The organism is Providencia sp. PROV175 (assembly GCF_032707045.1).
GTDB lineage: Bacteria > Pseudomonadota > Gammaproteobacteria > Enterobacterales > Enterobacteriaceae > Providencia > Providencia hangzhouensis.
The window spans coordinates 4,441,821-4,468,661 of sequence record NZ_CP120533.1 but is presented as its reverse complement, the minus strand read 5'-3'; the positions used below and the strand labels follow the sequence as shown (position 1 = coordinate 4,468,661).

Annotated in this window: 21 protein-coding genes; 17 read left to right on the top strand and 4 right to left on the bottom strand. The window is 42.3% G+C overall.

Annotated elements, in window-relative coordinates; all coding sequences use genetic code 11:
• Positions 1-384 precede the first annotated feature (384 nt).
• From rpmH to P3L44_RS20465, 7 genes are all read left to right on the top strand, one after another.
• Entirely contained in the window at positions 385-528 is a 144-nt protein-coding gene (gene rpmH / locus P3L44_RS20495; RefSeq protein WP_004906236.1) for a 50S ribosomal protein L34, read from the top strand.
• A gap of 21 nt (positions 529-549) precedes the next feature.
• Positions 550-909, top strand: a complete 360-nt coding sequence (rnpA, locus tag P3L44_RS20490; protein ID WP_272662496.1) for a ribonuclease P protein component — start codon at positions 550-552, stop codon at positions 907-909.
• The gene (gene yidD, locus P3L44_RS20485) at positions 873-1,133 is read left to right on the top strand and encodes a membrane protein insertion efficiency factor YidD (RefSeq protein WP_036959180.1); all 261 of its coding nucleotides are present in this window, start codon (positions 873-875) and stop codon (positions 1,131-1,133) included. The genes rnpA and yidD overlap by 37 nt, the downstream gene beginning before the upstream one ends.
• A gap of 2 nt (positions 1,134-1,135) precedes the next feature.
• Entirely contained in the window at positions 1,136-2,785 is a 1,650-nt protein-coding gene (gene yidC, locus P3L44_RS20480) for a membrane protein insertase YidC (RefSeq protein WP_004906225.1), read from the top strand.
• A gap of 101 nt (positions 2,786-2,886) precedes the next feature.
• Complete coding sequence (gene mnmE / locus P3L44_RS20475) at positions 2,887-4,251, top strand: tRNA uridine-5-carboxymethylaminomethyl(34) synthesis GTPase MnmE (protein WP_004906223.1); 1,365 nt, start codon at positions 2,887-2,889, stop codon at positions 4,249-4,251.
• A 350-nt stretch (positions 4,252-4,601) separates the two neighbouring features.
• Positions 4,602-4,859 (top strand): helix-turn-helix domain-containing protein, encoded by a 258-nt coding sequence (locus tag P3L44_RS20470; protein WP_140172676.1) that lies wholly within the window; start codon positions 4,602-4,604, stop codon positions 4,857-4,859.
• Complete coding sequence (locus tag P3L44_RS20465) at positions 4,859-6,178, top strand: type II toxin-antitoxin system HipA family toxin (protein ID WP_140172675.1); 1,320 nt, start codon at positions 4,859-4,861, stop codon at positions 6,176-6,178. The genes P3L44_RS20470 and P3L44_RS20465 overlap by 1 nt, the downstream gene beginning before the upstream one ends.
• A gap of 10 nt (positions 6,179-6,188) precedes the next feature.
• Here P3L44_RS20465 and fdhD read toward each other — a convergent pair whose 3' ends face one another.
• Complete coding sequence (gene fdhD, locus P3L44_RS20460; RefSeq protein ID WP_036959175.1) at positions 6,189-7,019, bottom strand: formate dehydrogenase accessory sulfurtransferase FdhD; 831 nt, start codon at positions 7,017-7,019, stop codon at positions 6,189-6,191.
• A 174-nt stretch (positions 7,020-7,193) separates the two neighbouring features.
• On the opposite strand from fdhD, the gene fdnG reads away from it, so the two are divergent.
• The 9 genes from fdnG to P3L44_RS20415 all read left to right on the top strand — a co-directional run bounded on the left by fdnG (position 7,194) and on the right by P3L44_RS20415 (position 20,863).
• Entirely contained in the window at positions 7,194-10,241 is a 3,048-nt protein-coding gene (gene fdnG / locus P3L44_RS20455; RefSeq protein ID WP_094961978.1) for a formate dehydrogenase-N subunit alpha, read from the top strand.
• A gap of 11 nt (positions 10,242-10,252) precedes the next feature.
• The gene (gene fdxH, locus P3L44_RS20450) at positions 10,253-11,197 is read left to right on the top strand and encodes a formate dehydrogenase subunit beta (protein ID WP_004906826.1); all 945 of its coding nucleotides are present in this window, start codon (positions 10,253-10,255) and stop codon (positions 11,195-11,197) included.
• Positions 11,194-11,850: a formate dehydrogenase cytochrome b556 subunit gene (gene fdoI / locus P3L44_RS20445; RefSeq protein ID WP_004906828.1), complete on the top strand. Its 657-nt coding sequence runs from the start codon at positions 11,194-11,196 to the stop codon at positions 11,848-11,850. The genes fdxH and fdoI overlap by 4 nt, the downstream gene beginning before the upstream one ends.
• Positions 11,851-12,302: 452 nt before the next feature.
• Positions 12,303-13,553 (top strand): formyl-CoA transferase, encoded by a 1,251-nt coding sequence (gene frc, locus P3L44_RS20440; protein ID WP_125893766.1) that lies wholly within the window; start codon positions 12,303-12,305, stop codon positions 13,551-13,553.
• Between the two features lie 64 nt (positions 13,554-13,617).
• Positions 13,618-15,321 (top strand): oxalyl-CoA decarboxylase, encoded by a 1,704-nt coding sequence (gene oxc, locus P3L44_RS20435; RefSeq protein ID WP_094961976.1) that lies wholly within the window; start codon positions 13,618-13,620, stop codon positions 15,319-15,321.
• A 105-nt stretch (positions 15,322-15,426) separates the two neighbouring features.
• Complete coding sequence (gene yfdV / locus P3L44_RS20430; RefSeq protein WP_004906833.1) at positions 15,427-16,371, top strand: transporter YfdV; 945 nt, start codon at positions 15,427-15,429, stop codon at positions 16,369-16,371.
• A gap of 75 nt (positions 16,372-16,446) precedes the next feature.
• On the top strand, positions 16,447-17,703 hold the full coding sequence (gene frc, locus P3L44_RS20425) for a formyl-CoA transferase (protein ID WP_239354660.1): 1,257 nt from the start codon (positions 16,447-16,449) through the stop codon (positions 17,701-17,703).
• Positions 17,704-17,927: 224 nt separating this feature from the next.
• Positions 17,928-19,661, top strand: a complete 1,734-nt coding sequence (locus P3L44_RS20420; RefSeq protein WP_239354659.1) for a nitrilase-related carbon-nitrogen hydrolase — start codon at positions 17,928-17,930, stop codon at positions 19,659-19,661.
• Between the two features lie 488 nt (positions 19,662-20,149).
• On the top strand, positions 20,150-20,863 hold the full coding sequence (locus P3L44_RS20415) for a YoaK family protein (protein WP_239354658.1): 714 nt from the start codon (positions 20,150-20,152) through the stop codon (positions 20,861-20,863).
• 58 nt (positions 20,864-20,921) lie between these two features.
• On the opposite strand, the gene uxaC is transcribed toward P3L44_RS20415, so the two are convergent.
• From uxaC to uxuA, 3 genes are all read right to left on the bottom strand, one after another.
• Positions 20,922-22,334 (bottom strand): glucuronate isomerase, encoded by a 1,413-nt coding sequence (gene uxaC, locus P3L44_RS20410; protein WP_239354657.1) that lies wholly within the window; start codon positions 22,332-22,334, stop codon positions 20,922-20,924.
• A 13-nt stretch (positions 22,335-22,347) separates the two neighbouring features.
• Entirely contained in the window at positions 22,348-23,814 is a 1,467-nt protein-coding gene (locus P3L44_RS20405; RefSeq protein ID WP_215954303.1) for a fructuronate reductase, read from the bottom strand.
• A 64-nt stretch (positions 23,815-23,878) separates the two neighbouring features.
• A complete protein-coding gene (gene uxuA, locus P3L44_RS20400) occupies positions 23,879-25,066 on the bottom strand; it encodes a mannonate dehydratase (RefSeq protein ID WP_239354655.1) in 1,188 nt (395 codons plus the stop codon).
• A 381-nt stretch (positions 25,067-25,447) separates the two neighbouring features.
• Here uxuA and P3L44_RS20395 point away from each other — a divergent pair, with 381 nt between their 5' ends.
• A complete protein-coding gene (locus P3L44_RS20395) occupies positions 25,448-26,743 on the top strand; it encodes an MFS transporter (RefSeq protein WP_125893750.1) in 1,296 nt (431 codons plus the stop codon).
• Positions 26,744-26,841 lie beyond the last annotated feature (98 nt).

Sequence of the window (26,841 nt, the reverse complement as noted above, 5' to 3'; positions counted from 1 at the left end):
CTTTGGGGCGGAGTCCGTATAATCTTCCTCCCTGTGTACAGTACTGATGTGATTTTTACACGAAACTGAGGTAAACTTGTTGGGCTATATCGCTCTATTTTAACGTTAATGTTAGGCAGGGCGGGGGCAAAAGCAGGTTTTCAGCCAGTATGCGGATGTAATCATTCGTCGGCTGTCACAACATATGTCGGCAAACCGGTCAGCCAGGCTATAAATAAAAGTGGTTTGATTGCGTCATTTCATTGACGTGACCCCCTATGTTTTATTACAATCCTGCCTCTTTCTATATTGTTGCGATAGAGGCACAGGTGTAAATCAGTTTCCACTGGTTGCCAACGCGTTTACTGAATCAGTAATAAATTTAAAAGTTAGGTAGAAATCGTTATGAAACGCACTTTTCAACCGTCCGTACTGAAGCGCAACCGTTCACACGGTTTCCGTGCTCGTATGGCCACTAAAAATGGTCGTCAGGTTCTGGCTCGCCGTCGTGCTAAAGGCCGCGCTCGTCTGACCGTTTCATCTAAGTAATAAAGCTAGCCCTCTATTCAAGTGGTTACGCTCGCTTTTACCCGGGAGTTACGTTTGTTAACTCCCAGGCATTTCGATAATGTCTTTAAGCAGCCGCAGAGGGCGAGTTCCCCAGAGATAACAATCCTTGGTCGCCTAAACGAGCTGGGGCATCCCCGCATCGGTCTTACCATCGCCAAAAAAAATGTTAAACGAGCTCATGAGCGAAATCGTATTAAACGGTTAGCGCGTGAATATTTTCGTCTGCATCAACATGAGTTGCCTTCAATGGATTTTGTGGTATTGGTAAGGAAAGGGGTCGCTAATCTGGACAATCAACAGGTCACGGAAGCATTGGATAAGTTATGGCGTCGTCACCGTCGCTTGGCTCAAAAATCCTGATCATGCTGATCAGAGGCTACCAACTGGCAATTAGCCCGTTGTTAGGGCCTCGTTGTCGCTTCAATCCTACTTGTTCAAATTACGGAATTGAGGCATTGCGCAGGTTTGGTATGCTAAAAGGGAGTTGGTTAACGGCGAAACGCGTATTAAAATGCCACCCTTTACACGCTGGTGGAGATGATCCTGTCCCACCTAGAAAAACTGATGATAATAGAGAATTATAACGATGGATTCGCAACGCAATCTTCTACTCATCGCTTTGTTGTTCGTGTCGTTCTTAGTTTGGCAGGCCTGGGAGAGCGATAAAGTTGCTCAGGACGTTAAAACTGTTCAAACTTCGCAACAAGCGGATATGCCAAGCAGTGATGCTCAAGCCGTAACTGGCAGTGGGCAAGGTAAGCTCATCACAGTCAAGACTGATGTACTGGATATTCGCATCAATACTCGTGGTGGTGATATCGATGAGGCTGACCTGTTAGCCTATCCTGCGACCCTTCATTCGGAAAGCCCTTTCCGTTTACTGGAAACTAACCCAGGTTTTGTCTATCAGGCACAAAGTGGTTTGATTGGTCTTCATGGCCCAGACAACCCAGCAAATAATAATGGTGAACGTCCGCTGTATAGCGCAGATTCTACAACTTTCACATTAGAGAAAGGCCAAGACGTCTTGCGCGTACCAATGACATTTACTGATAACAACGGTGTTGTGTATCAGAAAACGTACATTGTAAAACGTGGCCAATATACTGTTGAAGTTGAATACAGTATTCAAAACCCAACAGCTCAACCACTGAGCCTCGCTTTCTTCGGTCAGTTAAAACAAACTATCGAGTTACCAAAAGAGCGTGATACCGGTAGCAGTAACTTTGCTCTGCATACTTATCGTGGTGCGGCGTATTCTTCTGATGAAAACAACTATAAAAAATATAGCTTTGGCGACATCGAAGATAAAAACCTCGACTTGACCACTAAAGGTGGCTGGGTGGCAATGTTGCAACAATATTTTGCAACGGCGTGGATCCCTGCAAGTGCAGAAAAGAGCACTTTCTATACCATCGACCTAGATAAAAAGTCTGCCATCATTGGTTATAAGAGTGAACCAATGACTATCGCAGCTAATGGTGCAGGTACTTATTCATCAACATTATGGGTTGGTCCTGAAATTCAGTCTGAAATGGCCGCAGTTGCACCACATTTAGACTTAACCGTTGATTATGGTTGGTTATGGTTTATCTCTCAGCCACTGTTTAAACTGCTGAAATTCATTCACGGTTTTGTGGGTAACTGGGGTATTGCCATCATCGTTATTACCTTTATCGTTCGTGGTATTATGTACCCGCTGACTAAAGCACAGTACACCTCGATGGCGAAAATGCGTTTACTGCAACCAAAACTGGCTGCAATGCGTGAGCGTATTGGTGATGACAAACAACGTATGAGCCAAGAAATGATGGCGATGTATAAAGCAGAAAAAGTAAACCCACTGGGTGGCTGTTTACCTCTGCTGATTCAAATGCCTATCTTCCTTGCACTTTACTATATGTTGATGGGTTCTGTTGAACTGCGCCACGCACCGTTCTTTGGTTGGATTCAAGACTTGTCTGCACAAGACCCGTACTACATCCTGCCTGTATTGATGGGTGTGACAATGTTTGTGATTCAGAAAATGTCACCGACCGCTGTGACTGACCCTATGCAACAGAAGATTATGACGTACATGCCAGTCGTGTTCACTATCTTCTTCCTGTGGTTCCCATCAGGTCTGGTTCTGTATTATATCGTGAGTAACTTAGTAACCATCATCCAGCAACAAGTGATTTACCGTGGTCTGGAAAAACGTGGTCTGCATAGTCGCGATAAGAAAGAAAAGAAATAAATTGAATTTTAGGTGAGCCTTCTGCTCAGCTATCGATATAATATTAAGGCGGCCATTTAATGACCGCCTTAATTTTTTTATAGGAATGACAGAGAAACATCATGCAAATCAACGATACTATCGTCGCACAGGCAACACCTCCCGGTCGTGGTGGTGTCGGTATTTTACGTGTATCTGGCCCGAAAGCGGCACAAGTTGCTGAAATCGTGCTAGGAAAACTCCCTAAACCACGTTATGCGGACTACCTGCCATTTCGTGATGAGGAAGGCTCTGTTCTTGACCAAGGTATTGCGCTTTACTTCCCTGGACCAAATTCATTTACGGGAGAAGATGTCCTTGAGTTACAAGGACACGGTGGCCCTGTTATTCTTGATTTATTGTTAAGAAGAATATTAACGATTGATGGCATTCGTATCGCGAATCCAGGTGAGTTTTCTGAACGTGCATTTTTAAATGATAAGCTCGATTTAGCGCAAGCTGAGGCGATTGCTGACTTGATTGATGCGAGTTCAGAGCAAGCGGCACGTTCAGCGATGAATTCGTTACAAGGGGCTTTTTCTTCCCATATTCACCAATTGGTGGAAGCACTCACTCACTTGCGCATCTATGTGGAAGCCGCCATCGATTTCCCAGATGAAGAAATCGATTTTCTGTCTGATGGCAAAATCGAAGCTAAACTCAACGAAGTCGTGGCAGATTTAGAACAAGTTCGCTCCCAAGCACGCCAAGGCAGTTTATTGCGTGAAGGCATGAAGGTAGTTATTGCTGGGCGCCCAAATGCAGGAAAATCGAGCTTGCTAAATGCATTGGCGGGCCGTGAAGCTGCGATTGTGACGGATATTGCGGGAACGACGCGTGATGTGTTACGTGAACATATTCATATTGATGGCATGCCATTGCATATCATTGATACCGCAGGCTTACGTGAAGCCAGTGATGAAGTGGAACGAATTGGTATTGAGCGTGCTTGGAAAGAAATCGAACAAGCGGACCATGTGCTGTTTATGGTAGATAGCACCACAACCAATGCTACGGAGCCGCAAGAGATTTGGCCTGAATTTATGGCGCGTTTACCTGATGAACTTCCGGTCACCGTCATTCGCAACAAAGCAGATATGACAGGCGAACCGGTTGAGTTTATTGATAATACTCGTTATCCGTTAATTCGTTTGTCCGCACGCGAAGAAAAAGGCATTGATTTGTTGCGCGATCACCTAAAAGAAGCCATTGGCTTTAACAGTAATACAGAAGGTGGTTTCCTTGCTCGTAGTCGTCATTTACAAGCACTGAATGCAGCAGCCGTTCACCTTGAACAGGGCTATGACCAGTTAGTGAATGCTCGCTCCGGTGAGTTACTGGCGGAGGAATTACGTTTAGCTCAGCAGGAACTTAGCGAAATCACGGGTGAATTTACTTCTGATGATTTATTAGGCCGTATTTTCTCAAGTTTTTGTATTGGGAAGTGATACGGTATCATCTATCGTCTATAACCTACACGGTATTACGTGTAGGTTTGCTTTATCGGTGGTCCCCTCCATTTTTCCTGCCTTAATTCTCTATTAAGTTCTAGCAACCAAGTAATATATAAGCTTTACCTTGCTAAGGTATGGCACTGACTGTTTTGTGGGCCATACTTATTAATATATTTTTCACACGCTATAGCGTGTAACTTATGTCTTACCGCCTATAGCGTGTAACTTATGTCTTACCGCCTATAGCGTGTAATCTTGATATTACCGGCTATAGCGTGTAATATAATGTTTACCGGTTATAGCGTGTAAATATTGTTAGGGTGAAAAATAAGGTAGGTTTTAAAATGAAAGTGACGAATACCCGACAACTTAGTGCTTATATGAAGGATGTCAGAGAGATGAAAAAGTTATCTCAAAGCAAAGTCGCTAGTAAAGTAGGTATTCGGCAAGATACTGTTTCTAGCTTTGAACTCTCTCCTGACTCTACCAAATTAGAAACCTTTTTTAAGATTTTATCTGCCCTCAATTTAGAACTCGATATTAAACCGCGAAATGAAAGTGGCTCATCAAATTCAGACTCCGGATGGAAGGAGGAGTGGTGATGGCGACTTTGCATGTATACATGAATGGTTACTTGGTTGGGGATTTGATTCGTTCAAGTACTGGTGCTCACCAATTTACATATAATAGTCACTGGTTGGAAACATCAGGTGCTCGACCTATTTCTTTATCAATGCCACTTAGGCACCAAGAATATCGAGGAGACGAAGTTTATAATTTTTTTGATAATCTCCTACCGGACAATATTGAGATACGGAATCGAATTGTTAGTCGTTATCAAGCGGATTCAAATCAACCTTTCGATTTATTATCTAAGATTGGTCAGGATAGTGTGGGGGCTTTACAACTCATTCTAGATGGGCAAAGAGTCAGTAATATCAGAAAAATTGAATATAAACCTTTATCTAATAAGCAACTAGAAAAAATATTAACAGGGTATAAAGCGAATGCTCCTTTAGGCATGATTGAAGATGAAGATGACTTTAGGATCTCACTTGCGGGCGCTCAAGAGAAAACCGCATTACTCTATTTAGATGGGCATTGGTGCTTACCTCAGAATGCGACTCCAACTACCCATATTATTAAACTTCCCATTGGTAAAATAGAAAGCCATTCTTATTCGATAGATATGTCGGATAGTGTAGAAAATGAATATTTATGTTTATTGATAGCAAAAGAGTTTGGCCTAGATGTGCCCTATAGCTTTATTTTAAATGTAGGTGAAATAAAGGCGTTAGCGGTTGAACGTTTTGACCGTAAATATTCTTCTGATTCCTCGTGGATTATGCGTTTACCACAAGAAGATTTTTGTCAAACATTGAATATTTCACCGGCAAGAAAATATCAAAATCATGGTGGACCGGGTATTTCTGAAATTATGAATTACTTATTAGGTTCAATAAATGCGGAGAAAGATAGATATCAGTTTATGAAGAGCCAGGTTTTGTTTTGGTTACTTGCAGCGACGGATGGCCATGCTAAAAATTTTTCATTATTTATTGAACCTGAAGGCCGTTATCAGTTAACACCTTTTTACGATATTTTGTCCATGTATCCTAGTTATGGGGGGAGGGGAATTAACCCTAGAGATGCCAAATTGGCTATGGGGTTGAAGGGAACAAGGGGGATGAAATACAATATAGAGCAAATTTTCCCAAGACATTTTTTTTCAACGGCCAAAGCCGTTGGATTTGATCGTGCTGAGATGGAAAAAATCTTAATTGAATTTGGTGAGCAAATGGAAAGTGTTATTAAGAAAGTGAGAGAACAATTACCCACAGATTTCCCTGAGCATATCGCAGACTCAATTCTATCCGGATTACATCACAAAGCAGCGAGATTAAATAAAGGCTGGGACTAATTATGCCCCTTTAATCTTTAATTCGACTCCCATGCGTAAACACTGTCGCTTTCCCCTGACGACAAAATCCAACTAACGTTAAGTTGGCTTTCTCTGCTACCTCAATAGCAAGCGCGGTGGCAGCAGAAACGGCAAATAAAATTTCAGCGCCACAACTGGCCGCCTTTTGCACCATTTCATAGCTGGCACGGCTGGAAACCAGTACTGCACCTTGTTGCCATTGGTTGCGATGTTTCATACCCAAAAGTTTATCGAGTGCAACATGGCGACCGACATCTTCGCATCCACCGACTAATTGCCCTTCTGGTGAAATCCATGCGGCCGCATGGGTACAACCTGTCAGCGCACCAATCTCTTGCACTTTTTTCAATTCATGTAATGCATTATCAAGGTGCGAGAGAGAAAAGGTTTGGGTGAAAGGTAGCGGGGCGATCGGTTTGAAAATTTCTTCAAGTTGTTCTGTTCCACAAATACCACAGCCCGTACGCCCCGCTAGATTACGACGACGTTCTTTTAACTCCATAAACCGGCGGCTAGATAATTCAACTTGTACTTCAATTCCGCGGTTGCAGCCTTCAACGATATCAATTCCACGAATTTCATCACCTGACTGTATTATTCCTTCCGAAAGGGCGAACCCGATAGCAAAATCCGCCAAATCTTTTGGCGTCGCCATCATCACTACGTGAGATATACCATTGAAGACTAAAGCAACAGGATATTCCTCCGCAACATAATCATTAACGGGTAAATTAAGGTTGCCTTTTTGTTGCACGGTTGTTTGGTTTAAGCCAATCATTTTGATTAATTTGGAGTCATTTGTAGTATTTGTTTCATACATTAGATGAATTCCTAGCATTAATGATACATAATATTAATTATGGGTAAAAAGAATTTACACCATTTGCCAGGCAATGAACCTGGATACGTAAGGAAGACGTTGAATAAGAACAGTTTACCTGATTATCGCGATTGACGTTAGGTAAACATGAGCAATGTAAATGAGGAGATCCCCATGCAAGTCAGCAGAAGGCAGTTCTTTAAGATCTGCGCTGGCGGTATGGCAGGTACGACTGCAGCGGCTTTGGGTTTTGCACCCGCTACCGCATTAGCGTCAACGCGCCAGTATAAATTACTGCGTGCGAAGGAAACCAGAAATACCTGTACCTACTGTTCTGTCGGCTGTGGGCTGTTAATGTACAGCCTCGGTGATGGCGCGAAAAATGCAAAAGAGAGCATTTTCCATATTGAAGGGGACCCGGATCATCCGGTAAACCGTGGTGCACTTTGTCCGAAAGGTGCTGGACTTATCGATTTCATCCACAGTGAAAGCCGCTTGAAATACCCAGAAGTGCGTGAGCCGGGTACCAATGAGTGGAAACGTATCACGTGGAACGACGCGTTTGACCGTATCGCTAAGTTAATGAAAGAAGACCGTGATGCGAACTTTATTGAGAAAAATAAAGAGGGTGTCACCGTTAACCGTTGGCTGACCACTGGTATGCTGTGCGCATCGGCGGGCAGTAACGAAAGTGGATTTGTAACACAAAAATTTACCCGCGCTCTCGGCATGCTTGCCGTCGATAACCAAGCGCGTGTCTGACACGGACCAACGGTAGCAAGTCTTGCTCCAACATTTGGTCGCGGTGCGATGACCAACCACTGGGTTGACATTAAAAATGCAAACCTAGTTGTCGTTATGGGTGGTAATGCGGCAGAAGCGCATCCAGTCGGTTTCCGCTGGGCGATGGAAGCTAAAATCCATAATAAAGCCAAATTAATTGTGATTGACCCACGCTTTACCCGTACAGCGGCAGTGGCGGATTTTTACACGCCTATCCGTTCGGGTACAGATATCGCGTTCTTATCAGGTGTTATCAAATACTTACTGGATAATGAAAAAATTCAGCGTGAATACGTGGAAGCGTATACCAACGCCAGTTTAGTTATTCGTGAAGATTATGGTTTTGATGACGGCTTGTTCACAGGTTATGACGAAGAAAAACGTCAATACGACAAAACCACGTGGAACTATGAGATGGATGAAAACGGCCTTGCGCTGCGCGATCCGACTCTGAAACATCCACGCTGTGTGTTAAACCTATTAAAAGAGCACGTCAGCCGTTATACACCTGAAGTGGTGAATAATATCTGTGGTACGCCGATCAAAGACTTCCTACAAGTTTGTGAGTATTTGGCTGAAACCAGTGCTAAAGATAAAACAGCCTCGTTCTTATACGCATTAGGTTGGACTCAACATACTGTGGGTGCGCAAAATATCCGTACCATGGCGATGATCCAATTACTGCTGGGTAATATGGGGATGTTAGGTGGTGGTGTAAATGCCCTGCGTGGACACTCCAATATCCAAGGTTTGACTGACTTAGGCTTATTGTCACAAAGCTTGCCGGGTTATTTGACCTTACCATCAGAAAAACAAACGACATTAGAAAGTTACTTAGCTGCAAACACGCCAAAAGCGACGGTTGAAGGCCAGGTAAACTATTGGGGTAACTACCCGAAATTCTTTGTTAGTTTGATGAAGACATTCTATGGCGATAAAGCGCAGAAAGAAAATAATTGGGGCTTTGATTTATTACCGAAATGGGATCAAGGCTACGATGTACTGCGTTATTTCGAAATGATGGATAAAGGGGAAGTGAATGGCTATATCTGCCAAGGCTTTAACCCAGTAGCGTCATTCCCGAATAAAAACAAAGTTATTAAATCGCTTTCTAAGCTGAAGTATTTAATCACCGTTGACCCGCTGAACACCGAAACGTCGAATTTCTGGCAAAACCACGGCGAAATGAATGATGTGAACCCAGCAGAAATTCAAACTACCGTATTCCGTCTGCCATCTTGCTGTTTTGCTGAAGAAAATGGTTCGATTGTGAACTCAGCGCGTTGGTTGCAATGGCACTGGAAAGGTGCGGATGCCCCAGGTGAAGCTATCAGTGATGGTGAAATCCTGTCTGGTATTTTCCACCGTTTACGCCAACTGTATGCCTCTGAAGGCGGTGCGGTACCTGAACAAGTTCTAAGTATGACTTGGAATTACTTCGACCGCGATAACCCAACGCCAGAAGAAGTTGCTCAAGAAAACAATGGCTATGCTTTAGTTGACTTGAAAGATGCTGATGGCAACGTTATTGCGAAAAAAGGTGAGCTGCTTAGCTCGTTTGCACAGTTACGTGATGACGGTACCACCGCGAGTGGCTGCTGGATATTTACAGGTAGCTGGACGCCAAAAGGCAACCAAATGGCTAACCGTGATAACTCTGACCCAACAGGTCTGGGGAATACATTAGGTTGGGCATGGGCGTGGCCTCTGAACCGCCGTGTGATTTATAACCGTGCATCAGCAGACCCAATGGGTAAACCATGGGATCCAAAACGCCAAATCCTCGAGTGGAATGGTAGCAAATGGATAGGAATGGATATTCCTGACTATAGCAATGCCGCGCCGGGAAGTGGTGTTGGTCCGTTTATCATGCAACCGGAAGGTATGGGGCGTCTATTCGCACTGGATAAAATGGCCGAAGGCCCATTCCCAGAGCACTATGAACCAATTGAAACGCCATTGGATACCAATCCACTGCACCCGAAAGTTGTGTCAAACCCTGCGGCTCGTGTGTTTAAAGACGACTGGGCCCAAATGGGTAAAGCGACAGAATTCCCTTATGTGGGAACCACTTATCGCTTGACTGAACATTTCCACTATTGGACAAAACATGCTTTGCTAAATGCCATCATTCAGCCACAGCAGTTCATTGAAATTGGTGAGCGTCTGGCGAATGAAAAAGGTATTAAACAAGGCGATACGGTGAAAGTCAGCTCTAAACGCGGTTATATCAAAGCGAAAGCCGTGGTCACCAAACGTATTCATACGCTGAAAGTGGCAGGTAAAGATATCGATACAATCGGTATTCCTATTCACTGGGGCTTTGAAGGTTTGGCTGTGAAAGGCTTTATCGCGAACACGTTAACGCCGTTTGTGGGTGATGCGAATACTCAGACACCGGAATTTAAATCGTTCCTTGTCAATGTGGAAAAGGTGTAAGGAGATAAATTATGTCAATGCAATCTCAGGACATTATTCGTCGCTCTGCCACCAATTCCCTGACTCCCGCACCTCAGGTGCGGGACTATAAGGAAGAAGTTGCAAAGCTTATCGATGTGACGACCTGTATTGGCTGTAAAGCTTGTCAGGTTGCCTGTTCCGAATGGAACGATATCCGTGACAAAATCGGGACTAACGTTGGTGTATATGATAACCCAACAGATTTAACCGCTAAGTCATGGACGGTAATGCGCTTCTCTGAAGTGGAAGAGAACGATAAATTTGAATGGCTGATCCGTAAAGATGGTTGTATGCACTGTGCTGACCCGGGCTGTCTGAAGGCGTGCCCTTCGGAAGGCGCGATAGTACAGTACAAAAACGGTATCGTTGACTTCCAATCGGAACACTGTATTGGTTGTGGTTATTGTATTGCGGGTTGCCCGTTTGATGTACCACGTATTAACCCAGAAGATAACCGTGCATACAAATGTACGCTGTGCGTTGACCGTGTTGAAGTCGGTCAAGAACCTGCATGTGTGAAAACATGTCCAACGGGTGCTATCCACTTCGGTAGCAAAGAAGACATGATTAACATGGCTGGTGAGCGTGTTGAAGAGCTGAAAACCCGTGGTTATGCGAATGCAGGTTTATATGACCCAGAGGGCGTTGGTGGTACGCACGTGATGTACGTTCTGCACCATGCAGATAAACCTCAGTTGTATCACGGATTACCAGAAAACCCGACAATCAGCCCAACAGTGACTTTCTGGAAAGGTATCTGGAAACCGTTAGCAGCGGTTGGTTTTGCTGCAACATTTGCGGCGGCCATCTTCCACTATGTGGGTATTGGTCCAAACCGCGTCTCCAAAAAAGATGAAGAAGAGGCTTTAGAAGATTTGCATAATGCAATGTCATCTGACACTTCGAAATCAAAAGAAGGGGAGGATCAGAAATGATGCCAGATGATAACGACAAAATTATTCGCCACAAGCCGATTGAAAGGATCAATCACTGGGCGGTTGTGATTTGCTTTTTGTTCACGGCAATCAGTGGGTTAGGGTTCTTTTTCCCTTCACTAAACTGGTTTATGAATATTTTAGGCACACCACAACTGTCGCGAATTTTGCATCCATTTGTGGGTACGGCGATGTTCTTGCTGTTCGTATTTATGTTCTTCCGCTATTTCCACCATAACTTCATTAATAAAGAAGATATCAAGTGGGCAAAAAATATCGGCAAAGTACTGAAAAACGAAGAGGCGGGCGATGTCGGCCAATATAACCTCGGTCAGAAAGGGGTGTATTGGGTTGTCACTATCTGCTTATTGGCGCTGGTGATCACGGGAGTGATCATGTGGCGTCCTTATTTCGCAGATTATTTCCCAATCCCTGTTTATCGTGCAGCTATTCTTATTCACTCGCTCTCTGCAATTGCGCTGATTATCATGATTGTGGTTCACGCTTATGCCGCGATTTGGGTGAAAGGTTCAGTGCGTGCGATGGTTGAAGGTTGGGTGACTCGTGGTTGGGCTAGAAAACACCATCCATTGTGGTATCGCCAGCTTTTGGAAAAAGAAAAACAGCAAAAACAGCAACAAGAGAAAAACTAAGTTTTATTATTGTTGTTATCAAACCCACAAATGACTAATGTTATTTGTGGGTTTTTTATATCTAAAAAATATAAATATTCAATTTATTTGAAAGAAATAAAATTAGATATATTTATTTGATGACCTGTTTGCGATTTATTATCATTATAGTTAATCAAAATAAGATTAATAAAAAAATACACATCAAATAAAGATGCTCTTATTTCGCGTATGATTTGCAATTTTTTTAAACCAATAATAAACAAATAAATATTTATTCCTTTTAAGAGCGTTATGATGTACATATATTAAAGGAATTAATTGCTGGACATTAGTGATATTATTTAATAAAAATAGTAATATAATTATTAATAAATATAAAAACAGTCATATATTAAAATATCTTTTTAACACAGCTAAATAATAGAATCCTAATTCATTCCATTTACGATAGCTAAATAAAGAGGTACCACATGGATCTTCCTTTACAAGGTATTAAAGTACTGGATTTCACCGGTGTACAATCAGGACCATCTTGTACTCAAATGTTAGCGTGGTTCGGTGCAGATGTTATTAAGATTGAACGCCCCGGAGTTGGAGATGTCACGCGTAACCAATTAAGGGATATCCCTGATGTGGATGCGCTGTATTTCACGATGCTTAATAGTAATAAGCGTTCAGTGGAATTGAATACAAAGACTCCTGAAGGTAAAGAGGTTATGGAGCGGCTGATTAAGCAGGCCGATGTTCTCGTTGAGAACTTCCACCCTGGTGCGATTGACCATATGGGTTTCACTTGGGAACACATTCAAGAATTAAATCCTCGTTTGATTTTCGGTTCCATCAAAGGTTTTGATGAAGACTCGCCTTATGCAGATGTTAAAGCTTATGAAAACGTTGCCCAAGCCGCAGGTGGTGCCGCATCAACCACAGGGTTTTGGGATGGCCCACCATTAGTGAGTGCCGCTGCGCTAGGTGACAGCAATACGGGTATGCACTTGCTCATTGGCTTACTTGCAGCGTTATTACATCGCGAGAAAACAGGAAAAGGCCAGCGAGTGACTATGTCGATGCAAGATGCCGTACTCAACTTGTGCCGTGTCAAACTTCGTGACCAGCAACGTTTAGAGAAAATTGGCTACCTTGAAGAATATCCACAATACCCAAATGGCACATTTGGTGATGCCGTTCCTCGTGGCGGTAATGCTGGTGGTGGTGGCCAGCCTGGCTGGATCTTAAAATGTAAAGGCTGGGAAACTGACCCAAATGCTTATATTTATTTTACTATCCAAGAGCAGGACTGGGAGCAAACCTGTGTAGCGATTGGTAAGCCTGAATGGGCGACGGATCCCGCTTACAATACACCAAAGGCTCGTCAACCTCATATCTTTGATATTTTTGCTGAAATTGAAAAATTCTTAGCAGATAAAGATAAACATGAAGCGGTCGAGTACTTGAGTAAATATGGTGTCCCTTGTGCCCCTGTACTCAGTATGCGTGAAATCGCACGAGACCAATCTCTGCGTAAGAGCGGAAGTATTGTTGAAGTTGAGCAGCCAAAACGCGGGACTTACTTGACGGTGGGTTGCCCGATGAAATTCTCCTCCTTTACACCGGATATCAAAAGCGCACCATTGTTGGGTGAGCATACAGAGCAAGTCCTAACTGAGTTAGGTTATAGCGCAGATGAAATTGCGACTATGCGTGCGAACAAAGCGATCTAATTTTAAATATTGGAGTGAGAAATCACTCCATTTAATCTTTTAATCAGTTACTTATGAGGTAGACATGTCTGCTGATCAAACCCAAAACCTGACTGATGGTATGCATATTATTGTCGATGCACTTAAAAAAAATGGCATTGATACAATCTACGGTGTTGTTGGAATTCCAGTGACTGACATGGCAAGGCATGCACAAGCTGAAGGTATTCGCTATATTGGATTTCGCCATGAACAATCCGCGGGTAATGCGGCTGCAATTAGTGGTTTTATCACCCAAAAACCGGGTATCTGCTTAACGGTTTCGGCGCCAGGTTTTTTAAATGGCATGGTGGCGCTGGCTAATGCAACCACCAATGGTTTTCCAATGATTCAAATCAGTGGCTCAAGCGACAGAGCGATAATTGATTTGCAGCAGGGTGATTACGAAGAGTTAGACCAAATGAACACGGCAAAACCCTTTGTAAAAGCGTCTTATCGTGTGAATAAACCCGAAGACCTTGGTATCGCACTCGCGCGAGCAATCCGCGCTTCGGTATCAGGTCGTCCTGGTGGGGTTTATCTTGATTTAACAACGGAAGTGTTGTCTGCCGTGATGGACAAGGACGCAGCGGATAAAACCATTTTTACAGTTGAAGACCCTGCACCAAGACAAATTCCATCACCAGATTCAGTGAATAAAGCCCTTAAGTTGCTCGCCTCGGCTAAGCGACCATTAATTATTTTGGGTAAAGGTGCAGCTTATGCCCAAGCGGATGACAATATTCGTCAATTTATTGAAACAACCGGTATCCCTTATTTACCGATGTCAATGGCTAAGGGGCTGCTGCCAGATACACATCCTCTATCAGCCGCATCAGCTCGCTCATATGCCTTATCCAGTGCAGATGTTGTGGTATTAATGGGAGCACGTCTTAACTGGTTACTTGACCATGGTAAAGGTAAGCATTGGTCACCAGAAACGCAATTTATTCAGTTAGATATTGAACCTTCCGAAATTGATAGTAACCGCCCAATAGCGGCCCCAGTTGTTGGTGATATTTACTCCAGTATTGAGTCATTATTGGCAGGACTTAAATCAACCCCTGTTAAATCTCCAACAGAATGGATTGTCAGTATTGATGAGCACAAGAAAATCAATGTCGAGAAAATGGCAGTTAAGTTAAACACTGACACTTCCCCGATGAATTACTTCAACGCATTACGTGCAATCCGTGATGTGCTGGTCGATCACCAAGATGTTTATGTCGTCAATGAAGGCGCTAACACGCTTGATAATGGGCGAAATATTATTGATATGTACCAACCACGTAAACGCTTAGATTGTGGAACATGGGGCGTTATGGGGGTCGGAATGGGTTATGCAGTGGGAGCTGCTGTAACTAGTGGTAAGCCTGTTGTAGCGATTGAAGGCGATAGTGCATTTGGCTTTAGTGGTATGGAAATTGAAACGATTTGTCGCTACAAATTGCCTGTCACTATTTTGATTTTCAATAATGGTGGGATTTACCGTGGTGATGGCGTAAACCTCCATGGTGATCAAGACCCTTCTCCTACCGTTTTAATGGGCGGAGCACGTTATGACAAAATGATTGAGGCTTTTGGTGGCATCGGCTACCAAGCAACAACACCTGCTGAGGTACAAGAAGCCTTGAGGGCCGGTTTAGCATCGGGTCATCCAACCTTGATAAATGTTGTTATTGACCCTGCAGTTGGAACGGAAAGTGGCCATATTGGTAATTTAAATCCGAAGTCTGTCGTAAAAAATTAACGCAGCATAACGTTAACTAACAAAGATAACCCTACGCGGCTCATTTTTAATGAGTGGCGTACGGGGTCTTATTGCCAAAAATAGGTGGGTCTTATGGCTGATTTTATGTATAAGATTTTTATGAGCGACCTATTACCTATCATTATTATTATGGTATTAGGTTATGTGAGTGGTAAACGAAATGTGTTTACCAGTGACCAAGCGAAAGCATTTAATAAGTTGGTATTAAATTACGCATTACCTGCTGCATTATTTGTTTCTATCGCACGCGCTAATCGAGAAATGATATTTGCAGACGCTAAATTGACTATTATTTCATTTGTGGTCTTGCTCGTTTGTTTCTTTTTCTCTTTCTTTAGCTGTAAATATATTTTTAAACATAGTCGTGGCGAAGCTGCGGTATGTGCATTAATTGCAGGTTCTCCGACAATTGGTTTCTTAGGGTTTGCGGTTTTAGACCCTATTTATGGTGAAACTGTTTCAACTGGGTTAGTTGTCGCTATTATTTCCATCATCGTTAATGCCATTACAATCCCTATTGGCCTATTCCTACTGAACCCATCTGATGCGGAAGGGAAAAAGGGTGGTGGCGGTATGGATGCATTAATATCCGCCTTTAAAGAACCCGTCGTATGGGCTCCGGTACTTGCGACCGCACTGGTATTGGTTGGTGTGAAAATTCCTACCGTTTGGGACCCAACATTTGATTTAATTGCGAAAGCAAACTCTGGTGTTGCGGTATTTGCTGCCGGTCTGACATTAGCCGCCAATAAGTTCGAGTTCGATGGAGAGATAGTTTATAACACGTTATTAAAGCTAGTGTTAATGCCAGGGTTAATGTTACTGGCGGGTATGATGTTTAATATGGGAACAGAGCAACTGCAAATGATGGTATTAGCTGGGGCATTGCCACCTGCTTTCTCTGGAATAATTATTGCAAGTCGCTTTAATCTGTATACTCGGACAGGAACTGCGTCGCTGGCGGTGAGTGTACTTGGTTTTATCATCGCAGCTCCAGCGTGGATCTACATCTCTCGACTCGTTTCATAGAAAGAGTCAATAGGGCAAAATGAGTTGCCATGGCGTGAGAAATGACGCCATGGCAGTTTTGTAAAAAGGTGAATTATGACTTCTTCAAAACCGCTTGATGGGATACGCGTTCTTGATTTTACTGGGGTTCAGTCAGGCCCGTCATGTACACAAATGCTTGCTTGGTTCGGTGCTGATGTGATCAAAATTGAACGCCCAGGTGTTGGGGATGTGACACGTAATCAATTGCGAGATATCCCTGATGTGGATGCGCTGTATTTTACGATGTTAAACAGTAACAAACGCTCTTTAGAGCTCAACACCAAAACGCCAGAGGGAAAAGCCGTGATGGAGAAACTAATACGTCAATCTGATGTATTAGTTGAAAATTTTCATCCGGGGGCTATCGACCATATGGGGTTTACGTGGGAGCACATCCAAGAACTCAATCCTCGATTAATTTTTGGCTCAATCAAAGGGTTTAATGAGAACTCGCCGTATGCGAATGTGAAAGCCTATGAAAATGTTGCTCAATCTGCTGGTGGTTCAGCATCGACAACGGGTTTTCCTGATGGCCCGCCAACGGTAAGTGCTGCAGCATTAGGTGATAGTAATACGGGTATGCATTTATTGATTGGCATACTGACGGCGCTGTTACACCGAGAAAAAACAGGTAAAGGCCAACGTGTGACCATGTCAATGCAAGATGCGGTGCTTAATTTATGTCGTGTGAAATTGCGTGATCAACAACGTTTAGAAAAACTCGGTTTCTTAGAGGAATACCCTCAATACCCAAATGGCACGTTTGGTGATGCGGTTCCCCGTGGGGGAAATGCGAGTGGGGGAGGTCAACCTGGAACGATGCTTAAGTGCAAAGGCAGTGATACTGACCCAAATGCGTACATTTACTTTATTAATCAAGACCATAATTGGGAAAATACCTGTGATGCCATTGGGCGTCCAGAATGGAAAACTGATCCTGCTTTTGCCACTACACAGGCACGTGCAAGCCATATCCAAGATGTATGGGATGCAATTGAAGAAATCGCTAAAGACAAAGATAAACATGCACTAACCGATTATTTTGATCAGTTTGATGTGCCGTGTTCTGCAGTATTAAGTATGAAAGAAATTATGGAAGACCCTTCTTTGCGTCGTAGCGGCTCGATTGTTGAGGTTCAACAACCAAAACGAGGGACATATTTAACGGTAGGCTGCCCAATGAAGTTTTCAGTCTTTATGCCTGAAATTAAAAGTGCTCCATTGTTAGGGGAACATAATAACGAAGTGTTAAAAGAGCTTGGTTATAGCGATGAACAAATTATGGAAATGAGAAAAAATAATGTTATTTAATTAATAACATTAAATTCGCTCTTAATATGACTTTCTAAAATGGAAAATTAATATTAGCAGCTATATTTAGGTGCTCGATGTATTTAAATATAGCCGCTACACTCAAGCTATTATTACCTAAATTATTTGGAGTTATAGAAATATCATTCCTATTTAATATTTATTTTTATTAATAGCAAAAAATTATTTATTTACTAATAAATTCTTTGAATAAGGATTATTATATGAGTATTGCTGAAATAAAAAAAAGCAGTAAAGTAGCAGCCGTTGATTTTATTCCTGCATGGGGAGATCTAAATGGAAATATTCAACGTTTAGTCGAAGCGACAGAAAAAGTGGCCGCTCAAGGGGTAAATTACGCTGTATTTCCAGAAACGGCAGTGAGTGGTTATTTATTTTCTGACTCTACGGAATTAGCGCCTTATTTAGATACCATCCCAGGAAAAACGACAGCGGCAGTATTGCCTATATTGGCTCGTACAGGGATGTATATGAGTGTCGGTATCGCGGAACGAGATAGCGAAACAGGGCTAGCTTATAATTCCGCTGTTTTGATGGGGCCAGAAGGCATTATTGGTAAATATCGTAAAATAGGCCTGAATTCCCAAGACCAAAAATTGTTTGCTCCGGGTAATACTGGTGTTAAAACCTTTGAAACACCGATTGGCCGTATCGCCTTATTGATTTGTTATGATGATACTTACTGGCAATATGTTCGGTTAGCTGCATTGGAAGGGGCACAAATCATTGGTTGGCATTCAGTATCCGACCGTATGATGCCTAACGCGAGTCCTGCTGAAATGCTTGGCGATCATTCAACCGTTGCACATGTGCAGCATATGAGTGCTTTCAATGGAGTGTGGGTAATTTGTGCAACACGTAGTGGAATTGAAACCAATCCAATTACCAAAGGACAGCTTTATTATAATGGTGGTTCGAGCATATGGGCGCCATCAGGACATAAAGTGGCACAATCTCCAGTGCTTAGCCCGTTAGAGCTAGAACCCGGGCTAAATGGTATATACAGTGCGACAATTGATTTAGATGAAGCGGATACACAACGCGATGCATTACTGGCGAAGCGTCGCCCTGAATTATATTTCCCAACGCTCGCTTTTCACCGCAGCCCAACAGATATCAATGCTACGTCAACAATAACACAAACGACACTTATTGCAGCGCAGTGGGAAAAATCGGTTTCTAAACTAGACTCAATTCAAGTGGGGGAAAATGAGCTCCTAGTACTTCCTGAGCTTTCCGCACTACCTTATACCAACGATCCCAACATTGTTTTGTCTTATGCTGAACAACAGGGTGGGGTTTTCGAGCAAACATTGTGTAAAGCCGCTCAAAAAGGGAAAGGGTATATTGTTGGAAGCTACCCTGAAATTGAAAAGGATAGATTGTTCCATACGGTAGTACTTGCAGGGCCGTTAGGAGATATATTAGCGCGCTATCGTGTGACACATCTTAATAAGCGGGATAGTGGCTGGGCAACAGCGGGTAGCTCTGTGAGTGTGACAGCAACGCCAATTGGCCGTATTGCGCTGGCAGCCGCACATGAATTAGACGTACCTGAGTTAGGTGGTTTATATAGTACGTTACGCGCTGATATTCTTGCTGCGCCAGCGGGTATGCCGAGTGATTTAAAAGTGGAGATTGATAGCCATCTTTTTTCGGTTGAAGAGCCACCAACAGGGCGTGCCGATTTTGCCCCTTATGCGATCGCTACGTTAAATCAGTTATGGGTGGTTTGTGGTGGACGAAACGAACGTGATTCTACGTCAGCGGCTATTTATGGGCCAGAGCCTGTTGTCCTTACTCCCACATTGACAGCACAAAGAGGGGCTGAAGATGTGCGTTTGCAAGCTCAGGTGCCAGCCCCTTTTACTTGGATTAACCAAGAACGGTTGGTGAGTGGTCAGCAAGCTATTTGGTTCCCCCCACTGACGCAGTAATGTTCATATCATCCCGTTGTTATTAGAAATATAGCAACGGGATCTTACTGTGAATAGGAGCTATGGTTAATGACTTCCATAACTAGATTATTTATATGCTGACTTTTCGACAGTTTGGTAGCCAAGAAACCTGGATTAAAACACTCCATTTTTTAAGGGGTGTTGCTTCGTTGGTTTTAATCGCGAGTATTTCTATTGAAACATTCAATCATGACCCCTTTCTCAAGCGGTCAATTTACTTTGATATTCAATTTTAGTTCTGCATCTATTTTACATGTGATTTTTTTATCTTATATGATTTTACTCTTTTCAACGGTTTATTTTATTAGATTAATTTTCTACATTTTCGAACGGGGTCTTAATGTTGATGTTAAAACGTATGGGGATGCCATTTAGTGGGCGGCAATGACGGTTTTTCCTATTTTTACGGTATATATCAGTCGACTAAGTTAGTCAGAAAAAGAATCATCAAGACAGGTAAGTAAACTATGATTTCCTCTCCAAAAGTTCCTTTTATGCAGTTACCTACGATCGCATTTTTATTAGCTATTGCGTCAGGAATGCTCGATGGATATGCCTTCTTTACGACTAAATCATTCGCTACTTTTCAGTCAGGCAATATTATTATGTTAGGTTATGAGTTTGCTAAGCATGGCCTAACCGCAGTGATGCCTTATATTGTTTCCATTATTTCCTTTGGTGCGGGGGCAATGCTGTTGGCATGGATCCGCTACCGCTATAATACCGATGAAAAAACATGGACATTTACATTATTATCACTGGAAATCGTCCTTTTATTATTACTCATTGTTTATATTTTTTTCTTTAATGTTCACTCTAATGGGTTTCATGCTGTTTGGGCTCTTTCTTTTATTGCGGGAATGCAAGGTAATGCGTTTCATAAGATTAATGGCATGCTATATGGCAATATTGCGGTGACTTTGAATGTACAACTGGGCTTTAGTTCATTGGCAGAGTCTATTGCATTTAAAGGTCAAGAAAGAAAAAGTGCATTATATAAAAGTTATTGTTACTTTCTGACGCTATTGGGTTTTGCTGGCGGGGCTTTCATGATGGTGTTATTAGCTGATTTTACAAAGGAATACGCTTTATTTGCTACATTAATCCCATTGTGTTTGATATTTTTCTTTGGACATCAGTTTTCGAAAGAAAATAAAGGAGTGCCAATAGATTCTAACTAGTTTTTGAACAATGAGTGATAGGCGGGAAAATACCGCCTATCTCATAAAATGACAGTCATTATTTTGAAGTGAAAAAATTCAGTGCATTATTAAAACAGATATCTTGAACCATATTTCCTAGCATTTTTTCATCACTTGGTACTTCACCATTAACCGCCCAAGTTCCAATCATATTACATAGTATGCGACGGAAATATTCATGACGCGTATAGGATAGGAAGCTACGAGAATCGGTTAACATTCCAACAAATTGGCTTAATAAGCCTAATTGTGAAAGTTGCTCAAGTTGACGCACCATGCCGTCTTTTTGGTCATTAAACCACCAACCAGAACCAAACTGAACTTTCCCTGCTATGCCACCACCCTGGAAATTGCCAATCATAGTTGCTAGTACCTCATTATCACGAGGGTTTAAGCAATATAAAATGGTTCTTGGTAGCTCATTGCTCTTATCCATTTCATCTAACAAACGGGAAAGTGGGTAAGCTATAGGACTATCACCAATAGAATCGAAACCGCTATCAGCACCTAGCAGTTTGAACATCCGGGTGTTATTATTGCGTAATGCACCAATATGCAATTGCATAGCCCAGTTTCGCTTAGCATATTGCTTACCTAGCCAGACAATGACTGCAGTAGAGAATTGAGCAATAGATTGCTCATCCAGAGGTTGCCCACGAAGTCTATTTTGTAAAATAGTATCGAGCACACTTTCATCGGGGATCGAGGCGTAGCGTAGCACTTCAATTCCATGGTCAGAGGCCACACAGCCATGCTTATCAAAGTGGTTTAGGCGTGATCCTAAAGCTGACAATAAATCACTAAAACGATTAATTTCAATATCCGCTGATTGCCCTAATTTCGTCATGTAATCGACGAAACCATCAAGCTCAATTTTAAATGCTCTATCTGGACGCCAACTTGGACGGACTTCGATATTGAAAGTATCATCTTGTGCAATTTTTTGATGATATTCTAATGGATCTGTTGGGTCATCGGTTGTACCGACCATGTGTACGTTCATTTGCTGCATAATCCCACGAGCTGAAAATTCGGGGTGAGCCAATTTTTCGTTTGCTTCGTGCCAAATGGCTTCAGAGGTCTCAGGGGAAAAGAGCTTACCCGTAATACCAAAAGGGCGACGTAATTCTAGATGAGTCCAATGGTACAAAGGGTTACCTAGCGTCATAGGAACCGCTTTTGCCCAAGCTTGATATTTTTCGTAGTCACTCGTTTCACGGCCTGTAATAAAAGATTCAGGGATCCCAGCAGACCGCATTCCACGCCATTTATAATGGTCACCTTCTAGCCAGATTTGCCCAAGATTATCAAATTGGCGGTTTTCTGCTATTTCACGAGGGTTCAAATGGCAGTGATAATCATAGACTGGCATTGTTGCAGCATAGTCATGATAAAGACGGCGAGCCATTTCGTTATTGAGTAAAAAATCTTCACAAAGAAATGTTTTCATATCAGTATCCAATTTAAAGCTTAGCAACGGCTTGGCGCGCGCCGATATCAAGCAACTGTTGATAAGCTGATTTAATTGCAGCGACAAAGTGTGGATTTTGAGGTAACTCAGTACCAAAAATGGCATCAATGGCGAGTAAATCATCAACAACTGAAACAGTTAGCCCATGTTTCGCATAAATGGTGGCGTATGTATCAGCAAGCGGGTCACGGACATCAATTTTTTGGCCTTGTTCATCTACACCTGCGACATAACGCATCCAGCCGGCGATCCCCAACGCTAAATGACGATAATCAGATTGGTTTTCGATATGCCATGCGACTGGGTCTAATAAACGCTGTGGGAGTTTTTGGCTACCGTCCATCGCGATTTGCCATGTTTGGTGCTTCAATGATGGATTCGTAAAGCGTTCAATTAAATTATTGGCATAGGCAGGTAAGTCAGTTTCTTCTGGCATAACCAAGGTTGGTGCTTGCTCATTTAACATTAATGCATGAGCGGCACGACAATAATCGGGGTTAGTCATGGTATCAGAGATATGTGCGTATCCACCTAAGTAGCCAAGATAGGCTAAGAAAGAGTGGCTACCATTTAACATTCTTAGTTTCATCAGTTCGAATGGAACAACATCTTCAACGAATTGTGCACCGGCACAATCCCATTCTGGCCGACCATTGACAAAGTTGTCTTCAATGACCCATTGGCGGAAAGGTTCACAAGCAATAGCACAATCGTCCTTAACACCTAAAAGTTCTGCTATTTCAGCCAAGGTTTCTTCTGTTGCTGCGGGAACAATGCGATCAACCATAGTGCAAGGGAATGTGACGTTGTCTTCTATCCATTGGGCTAATTCAGCATCTTGTAATTTCGCTAATCCTAAAACCGCTTCTCGAGCGACATGGCCGTTCTCGCGAACATTATCACAAGAAAGTACGGTAAATGGCGGTAGTTTGCGTTCAGATCTTCGTTTTAGAGCCGCAGTGATATAGCCAATCGCTGAGGCGGGATTGTTTGGCGTTGATAAATCTTGTTGAATGAGTGGGTTATTTGTATCTAATTTCCCTGTTGCGGGGTCGGCACAATAACCTTTTTCAGTGACAGTAAGAGAAACAATGCTGACAGAAGGAGAAGCCATTTTTTCAAGAATGGCATCAACGCCATCAATGAGCGGGTGCAGCGCTTCTTTCATTGAGCCAATAATTTTTAATTCGGTATGCGTTTCACCTTTTTCTGCCACGGTATAAAGCATGGATTGTTGCTTAAGATTTTCTATCAAAGCCGCATCATGTTTAGACATGAGATTGACTTCACAATAGCCCCAATCACTGTCTATTTTTTCTAACACGTGGTGAGTATAGAGCGCTTGGTGAGCACGATGAAAAGCGCCACAACCTAGATGCACGATACGGGTGGTTAGGCGGTCTGTTGTCCAGTTTGGGCGATTAGCATTAATTGCCGCAGTAACGATATTTTTTTCCATGATGATTCCCTGTTGATTGGCGGCCAATATCATGTGACCGCCTGTCAGGTACAACGGTGAATGATTATTTTTTTGGATAGAATGCGCGATGGATCCCTAATTCTAGCCCTCTCAGTTCTGCGAGCCCCTTGAGGCGGCCTATCGCGGAGTAACCTGGGTTTGTTTTTTTCTTTAAGTCATCAAGCATTTGGTGTCCGTGGTCTGGACGCATAGGGATCAATTCACCTGAGCCACTTTGTAGTCGGCGATGCTCTTCTTCAGCAATAGCGCAAACCACATTATACATATCAACATCGCCCGCCAAATGCGACGCTTCATGGAATGTATTTGGGTTATCTTCTCGTAATGTTGAACGCAAATGCAGAAAATAAATGCGTGAACCAAAGGTACGGATCATATTCACTAAATCGTTATCAGCTCTTACACCATAGGAGCCTGTACACATTGTGTAGCCGTTTGCATCACTATCAACGGTGTCTGCCATCCATTGCATATCCTCAATTGTTGAGACGATACGTGGCAAACCTAAAATTGGGCGAGGAGGATCATCGGGATGAACCGCCATTTTCATACCAATTTCTTCTGCAACTGGAATTATTTTCTTTAAGAAATAAGCAAAGTGTTCACGTAATTTATTTTTATCGATATTTGCGTAGCGTTTTAGGTGTTGGCGGAACTGCTCAAGGGTATACCCTTCTTCTGCACCAGGTAAGCCCGCGATGATATTACCAATGAGCTTTTGTTTCTCTTCATCGCTCATGGATTCAAAACGTTGTTTTGCCAGAACTTGTTCTTCAGCGGTGTAATCTTGCTCCGCATTTTCTCGCTGTAATAAGTAAATCTCAAATACAGCAAAAGCGATTTGGTCAAAACGTAATGCTTTTGAGCCATCTGGGAGCTCATATTCTAAGTCAGTGCGAGTCCAATCAAGTATTGGCATAAAGTTATAACAAACTGTACGGATACCACAAGCTGCGAGGTTACGCATTGATTGTTGGTAGTTTTCTATCCATTTATCGCAGTCACCAGTATGTGTTTTGATATCTTCATGAATAGGAATACTTTCCACTACCGCCCACTCTAATTGGTTGGCCTCAATTAAGTCTTTGCGTTTTTGTATTTCGTCAACACTCCATACTTCACCATTAGGTATATGATGAAGTGCCGTTACAATTCCTGTTGCGCCTGCCTGACGAATATCCGATAGAGAAACCGGATCAGCCGGCCCGTACCAACGCCAAGTTTGTTTCATACTTAACCTCGTTTATATTTCACAGATGCTTCTTAATCGGCTAATAAGCTTTTTTGCAAGTTTGTCGCGCCGTATTTTGGAACCGATAGTCAGTTCACTTATTTTATAAAAATTGTGCCACGATGTTGTTTTAAGATCTATAGAGGTCAACCAGTTTGGTTAACCAGATCACAAATACCTATTAAATTTGGGTGACCAATCACAAAGTAAGAGGCAGCTCACAAAATAAAGCCTTTGTTTTATGCAGAATCCGAACAATAAAATAGAAGAGTTATCAATTTAAAACTATTTTTACCACTGGTTGACCAATTTGGTTTTAACGGGGCTAACCATTTATTCATTCAGGATTACAAGAAAAATATAAAACGTAAAAGGCTGATTATGAAAAAGTTAAAACATTATCGATGGTACATGATTCTTCTGGTTTGCTTCATTACCATAATTAACTACTTAGATAGAACCGCACTCGGTGTTGCTGCTCCAACCATCATGGAAACTACAGGGATCACAAAGGAACAGTATTCATGGATTGTGAGTGCATTCCAGTTAGCCTATACAATTGGTCAACCAATAATGGGTTTTTTTATTGACACCATTGGCTTGAAATTAGGATTTTTTATTTGTGCATTAATCTGGGGTTTAGCCACTATGGGGCATGCATTAACAGGCTCATGGCAAGGTTTAGCCTTTATGAGAGGGATTATGGGGTTCAGTGAAGCCTCCGCAATTCCTGCCGGTGTGAAAACTGCATCAACTTGGTTTCCAGCGAAAGAGCGAGGCATCGCAACTGGTGTTTTCAATATGGGAACATCCTTTGGTGCCATGTTAGCGCCACCATTAATTGCTTGGGCTATCCTATTTCATAGCTGGGAATTTGCTTTCATCATTTCGGGTATATTGGCCATTATCGCTGCATTTATTTGGTTTTTCTTTTACAAAGACCCTAAAGATGCGAAAAGATTATCCGATGAAGAGCGTGCTTATATCGAAAATGGACAAGAAAAATATCTTCAGGTATCTAAGAAAGAAAAAACGTCTATTACAAATATTTTGAAACAACGTAATTTCTGGGGAATTGGGATTTCTCGTTTTCTTGCTGACCCGGCTTGGGGAACGATTAACTTCTGGGTACCTATTTTCTTTGTAGAAACACTAAATTTTAGCCTCAAAGAAATCGCAATGTTTGTTTGGCTGCCATTCCTAATGGCAGATTTAGGTTGCTTGGCAAGTGGTTTTGTTGCCAAGTTTTTAAATGACCGTGGAGTATCATTAATTAACTCGCGCCGTATTACTTTTACCATTGGTGCCATTTTGATGACGACCATTGGCTTAGTGAGTATTGTTGAGAATCCATATGTTGCTGTTTTACTTATTAGTATTGGTGGGTTTTCTCACCAGCTATTATCAACAGTTGCAGCCACTCTCGGTGCGGATTTATTCAAAAAGAACGAAGTTGCAACAGCTGTTGGTATGGCAGGTGCATGTGCTTGGACTGGTCAGTTAATCTTTAATTTATTCATCGGTGCATTTGTTGGTATCATCGGTTTTGGTCCATTCTTTGTGGCTTTAGCTGTTTTTGATTTAATTGGTGCTGCAGTATTGTGGATCCTTATTAAAGAAAAAAAAGAACCGGAAGAAAATGGGCATAATCAAGATAACTCATTAGCAACATCGTAATTAGTGCTAGTTATTTGAAAAGGCGCGGAATTTATTGTTCTGCGCCTTTTTATTTGTTTTTTATTGCACTTGTGTAGTACAAAACTATTTTTGGTCGA

Coding starts and splice junctions, on each gene's coding strand:
- yidC (WP_004906225.1), top strand. CDS start 1,136: ATGGATTCGCAACGCAATCTTCTACTCATCGCTTTGTTGTTCGTGTCG.
- fdxH (WP_004906826.1), top strand. CDS start 10,253: ATGTCAATGCAATCTCAGGACATTATTCGTCGCTCTGCCACCAATTCC.
- P3L44_RS20420 (WP_239354659.1), top strand. CDS start 17,928: ATGAGTATTGCTGAAATAAAAAAAAGCAGTAAAGTAGCAGCCGTTGAT.
- fdoI (WP_004906828.1), top strand. CDS start 11,194: ATGATGCCAGATGATAACGACAAAATTATTCGCCACAAGCCGATTGAA.
- frc (WP_125893766.1), top strand. CDS start 12,303: ATGGATCTTCCTTTACAAGGTATTAAAGTACTGGATTTCACCGGTGTA.
- P3L44_RS20415 (WP_239354658.1), top strand. CDS start 20,150: ATGATTTCCTCTCCAAAAGTTCCTTTTATGCAGTTACCTACGATCGCA.
- oxc (WP_094961976.1), top strand. CDS start 13,618: ATGTCTGCTGATCAAACCCAAAACCTGACTGATGGTATGCATATTATT.
- P3L44_RS20395 (WP_125893750.1), top strand. CDS start 25,448: ATGAAAAAGTTAAAACATTATCGATGGTACATGATTCTTCTGGTTTGC.
- fdhD (WP_036959175.1), bottom strand. CDS start 7,019: ATGTATGAAACAAATACTACAAATGACTCCAAATTAATCAAAATGATT.
- P3L44_RS20470 (WP_140172676.1), top strand. CDS start 4,602: ATGAAAGTGACGAATACCCGACAACTTAGTGCTTATATGAAGGATGTC.
- P3L44_RS20465 (WP_140172675.1), top strand. CDS start 4,859: ATGGCGACTTTGCATGTATACATGAATGGTTACTTGGTTGGGGATTTG.
- frc (WP_239354660.1), top strand. CDS start 16,447: ATGACTTCTTCAAAACCGCTTGATGGGATACGCGTTCTTGATTTTACT.
- mnmE (WP_004906223.1), top strand. CDS start 2,887: ATGCAAATCAACGATACTATCGTCGCACAGGCAACACCTCCCGGTCGT.
- rpmH (WP_004906236.1), top strand. CDS start 385: ATGAAACGCACTTTTCAACCGTCCGTACTGAAGCGCAACCGTTCACAC.
- P3L44_RS20405 (WP_215954303.1), bottom strand. CDS start 23,814: ATGGAAAAAAATATCGTTACTGCGGCAATTAATGCTAATCGCCCAAAC.
- uxuA (WP_239354655.1), bottom strand. CDS start 25,066: ATGAAACAAACTTGGCGTTGGTACGGGCCGGCTGATCCGGTTTCTCTA.
- yidD (WP_036959180.1), top strand. CDS start 873: ATGGCGTCGTCACCGTCGCTTGGCTCAAAAATCCTGATCATGCTGATC.
- yfdV (WP_004906833.1), top strand. CDS start 15,427: ATGTATAAGATTTTTATGAGCGACCTATTACCTATCATTATTATTATG.
- uxaC (WP_239354657.1), bottom strand. CDS start 22,334: ATGAAAACATTTCTTTGTGAAGATTTTTTACTCAATAACGAAATGGCT.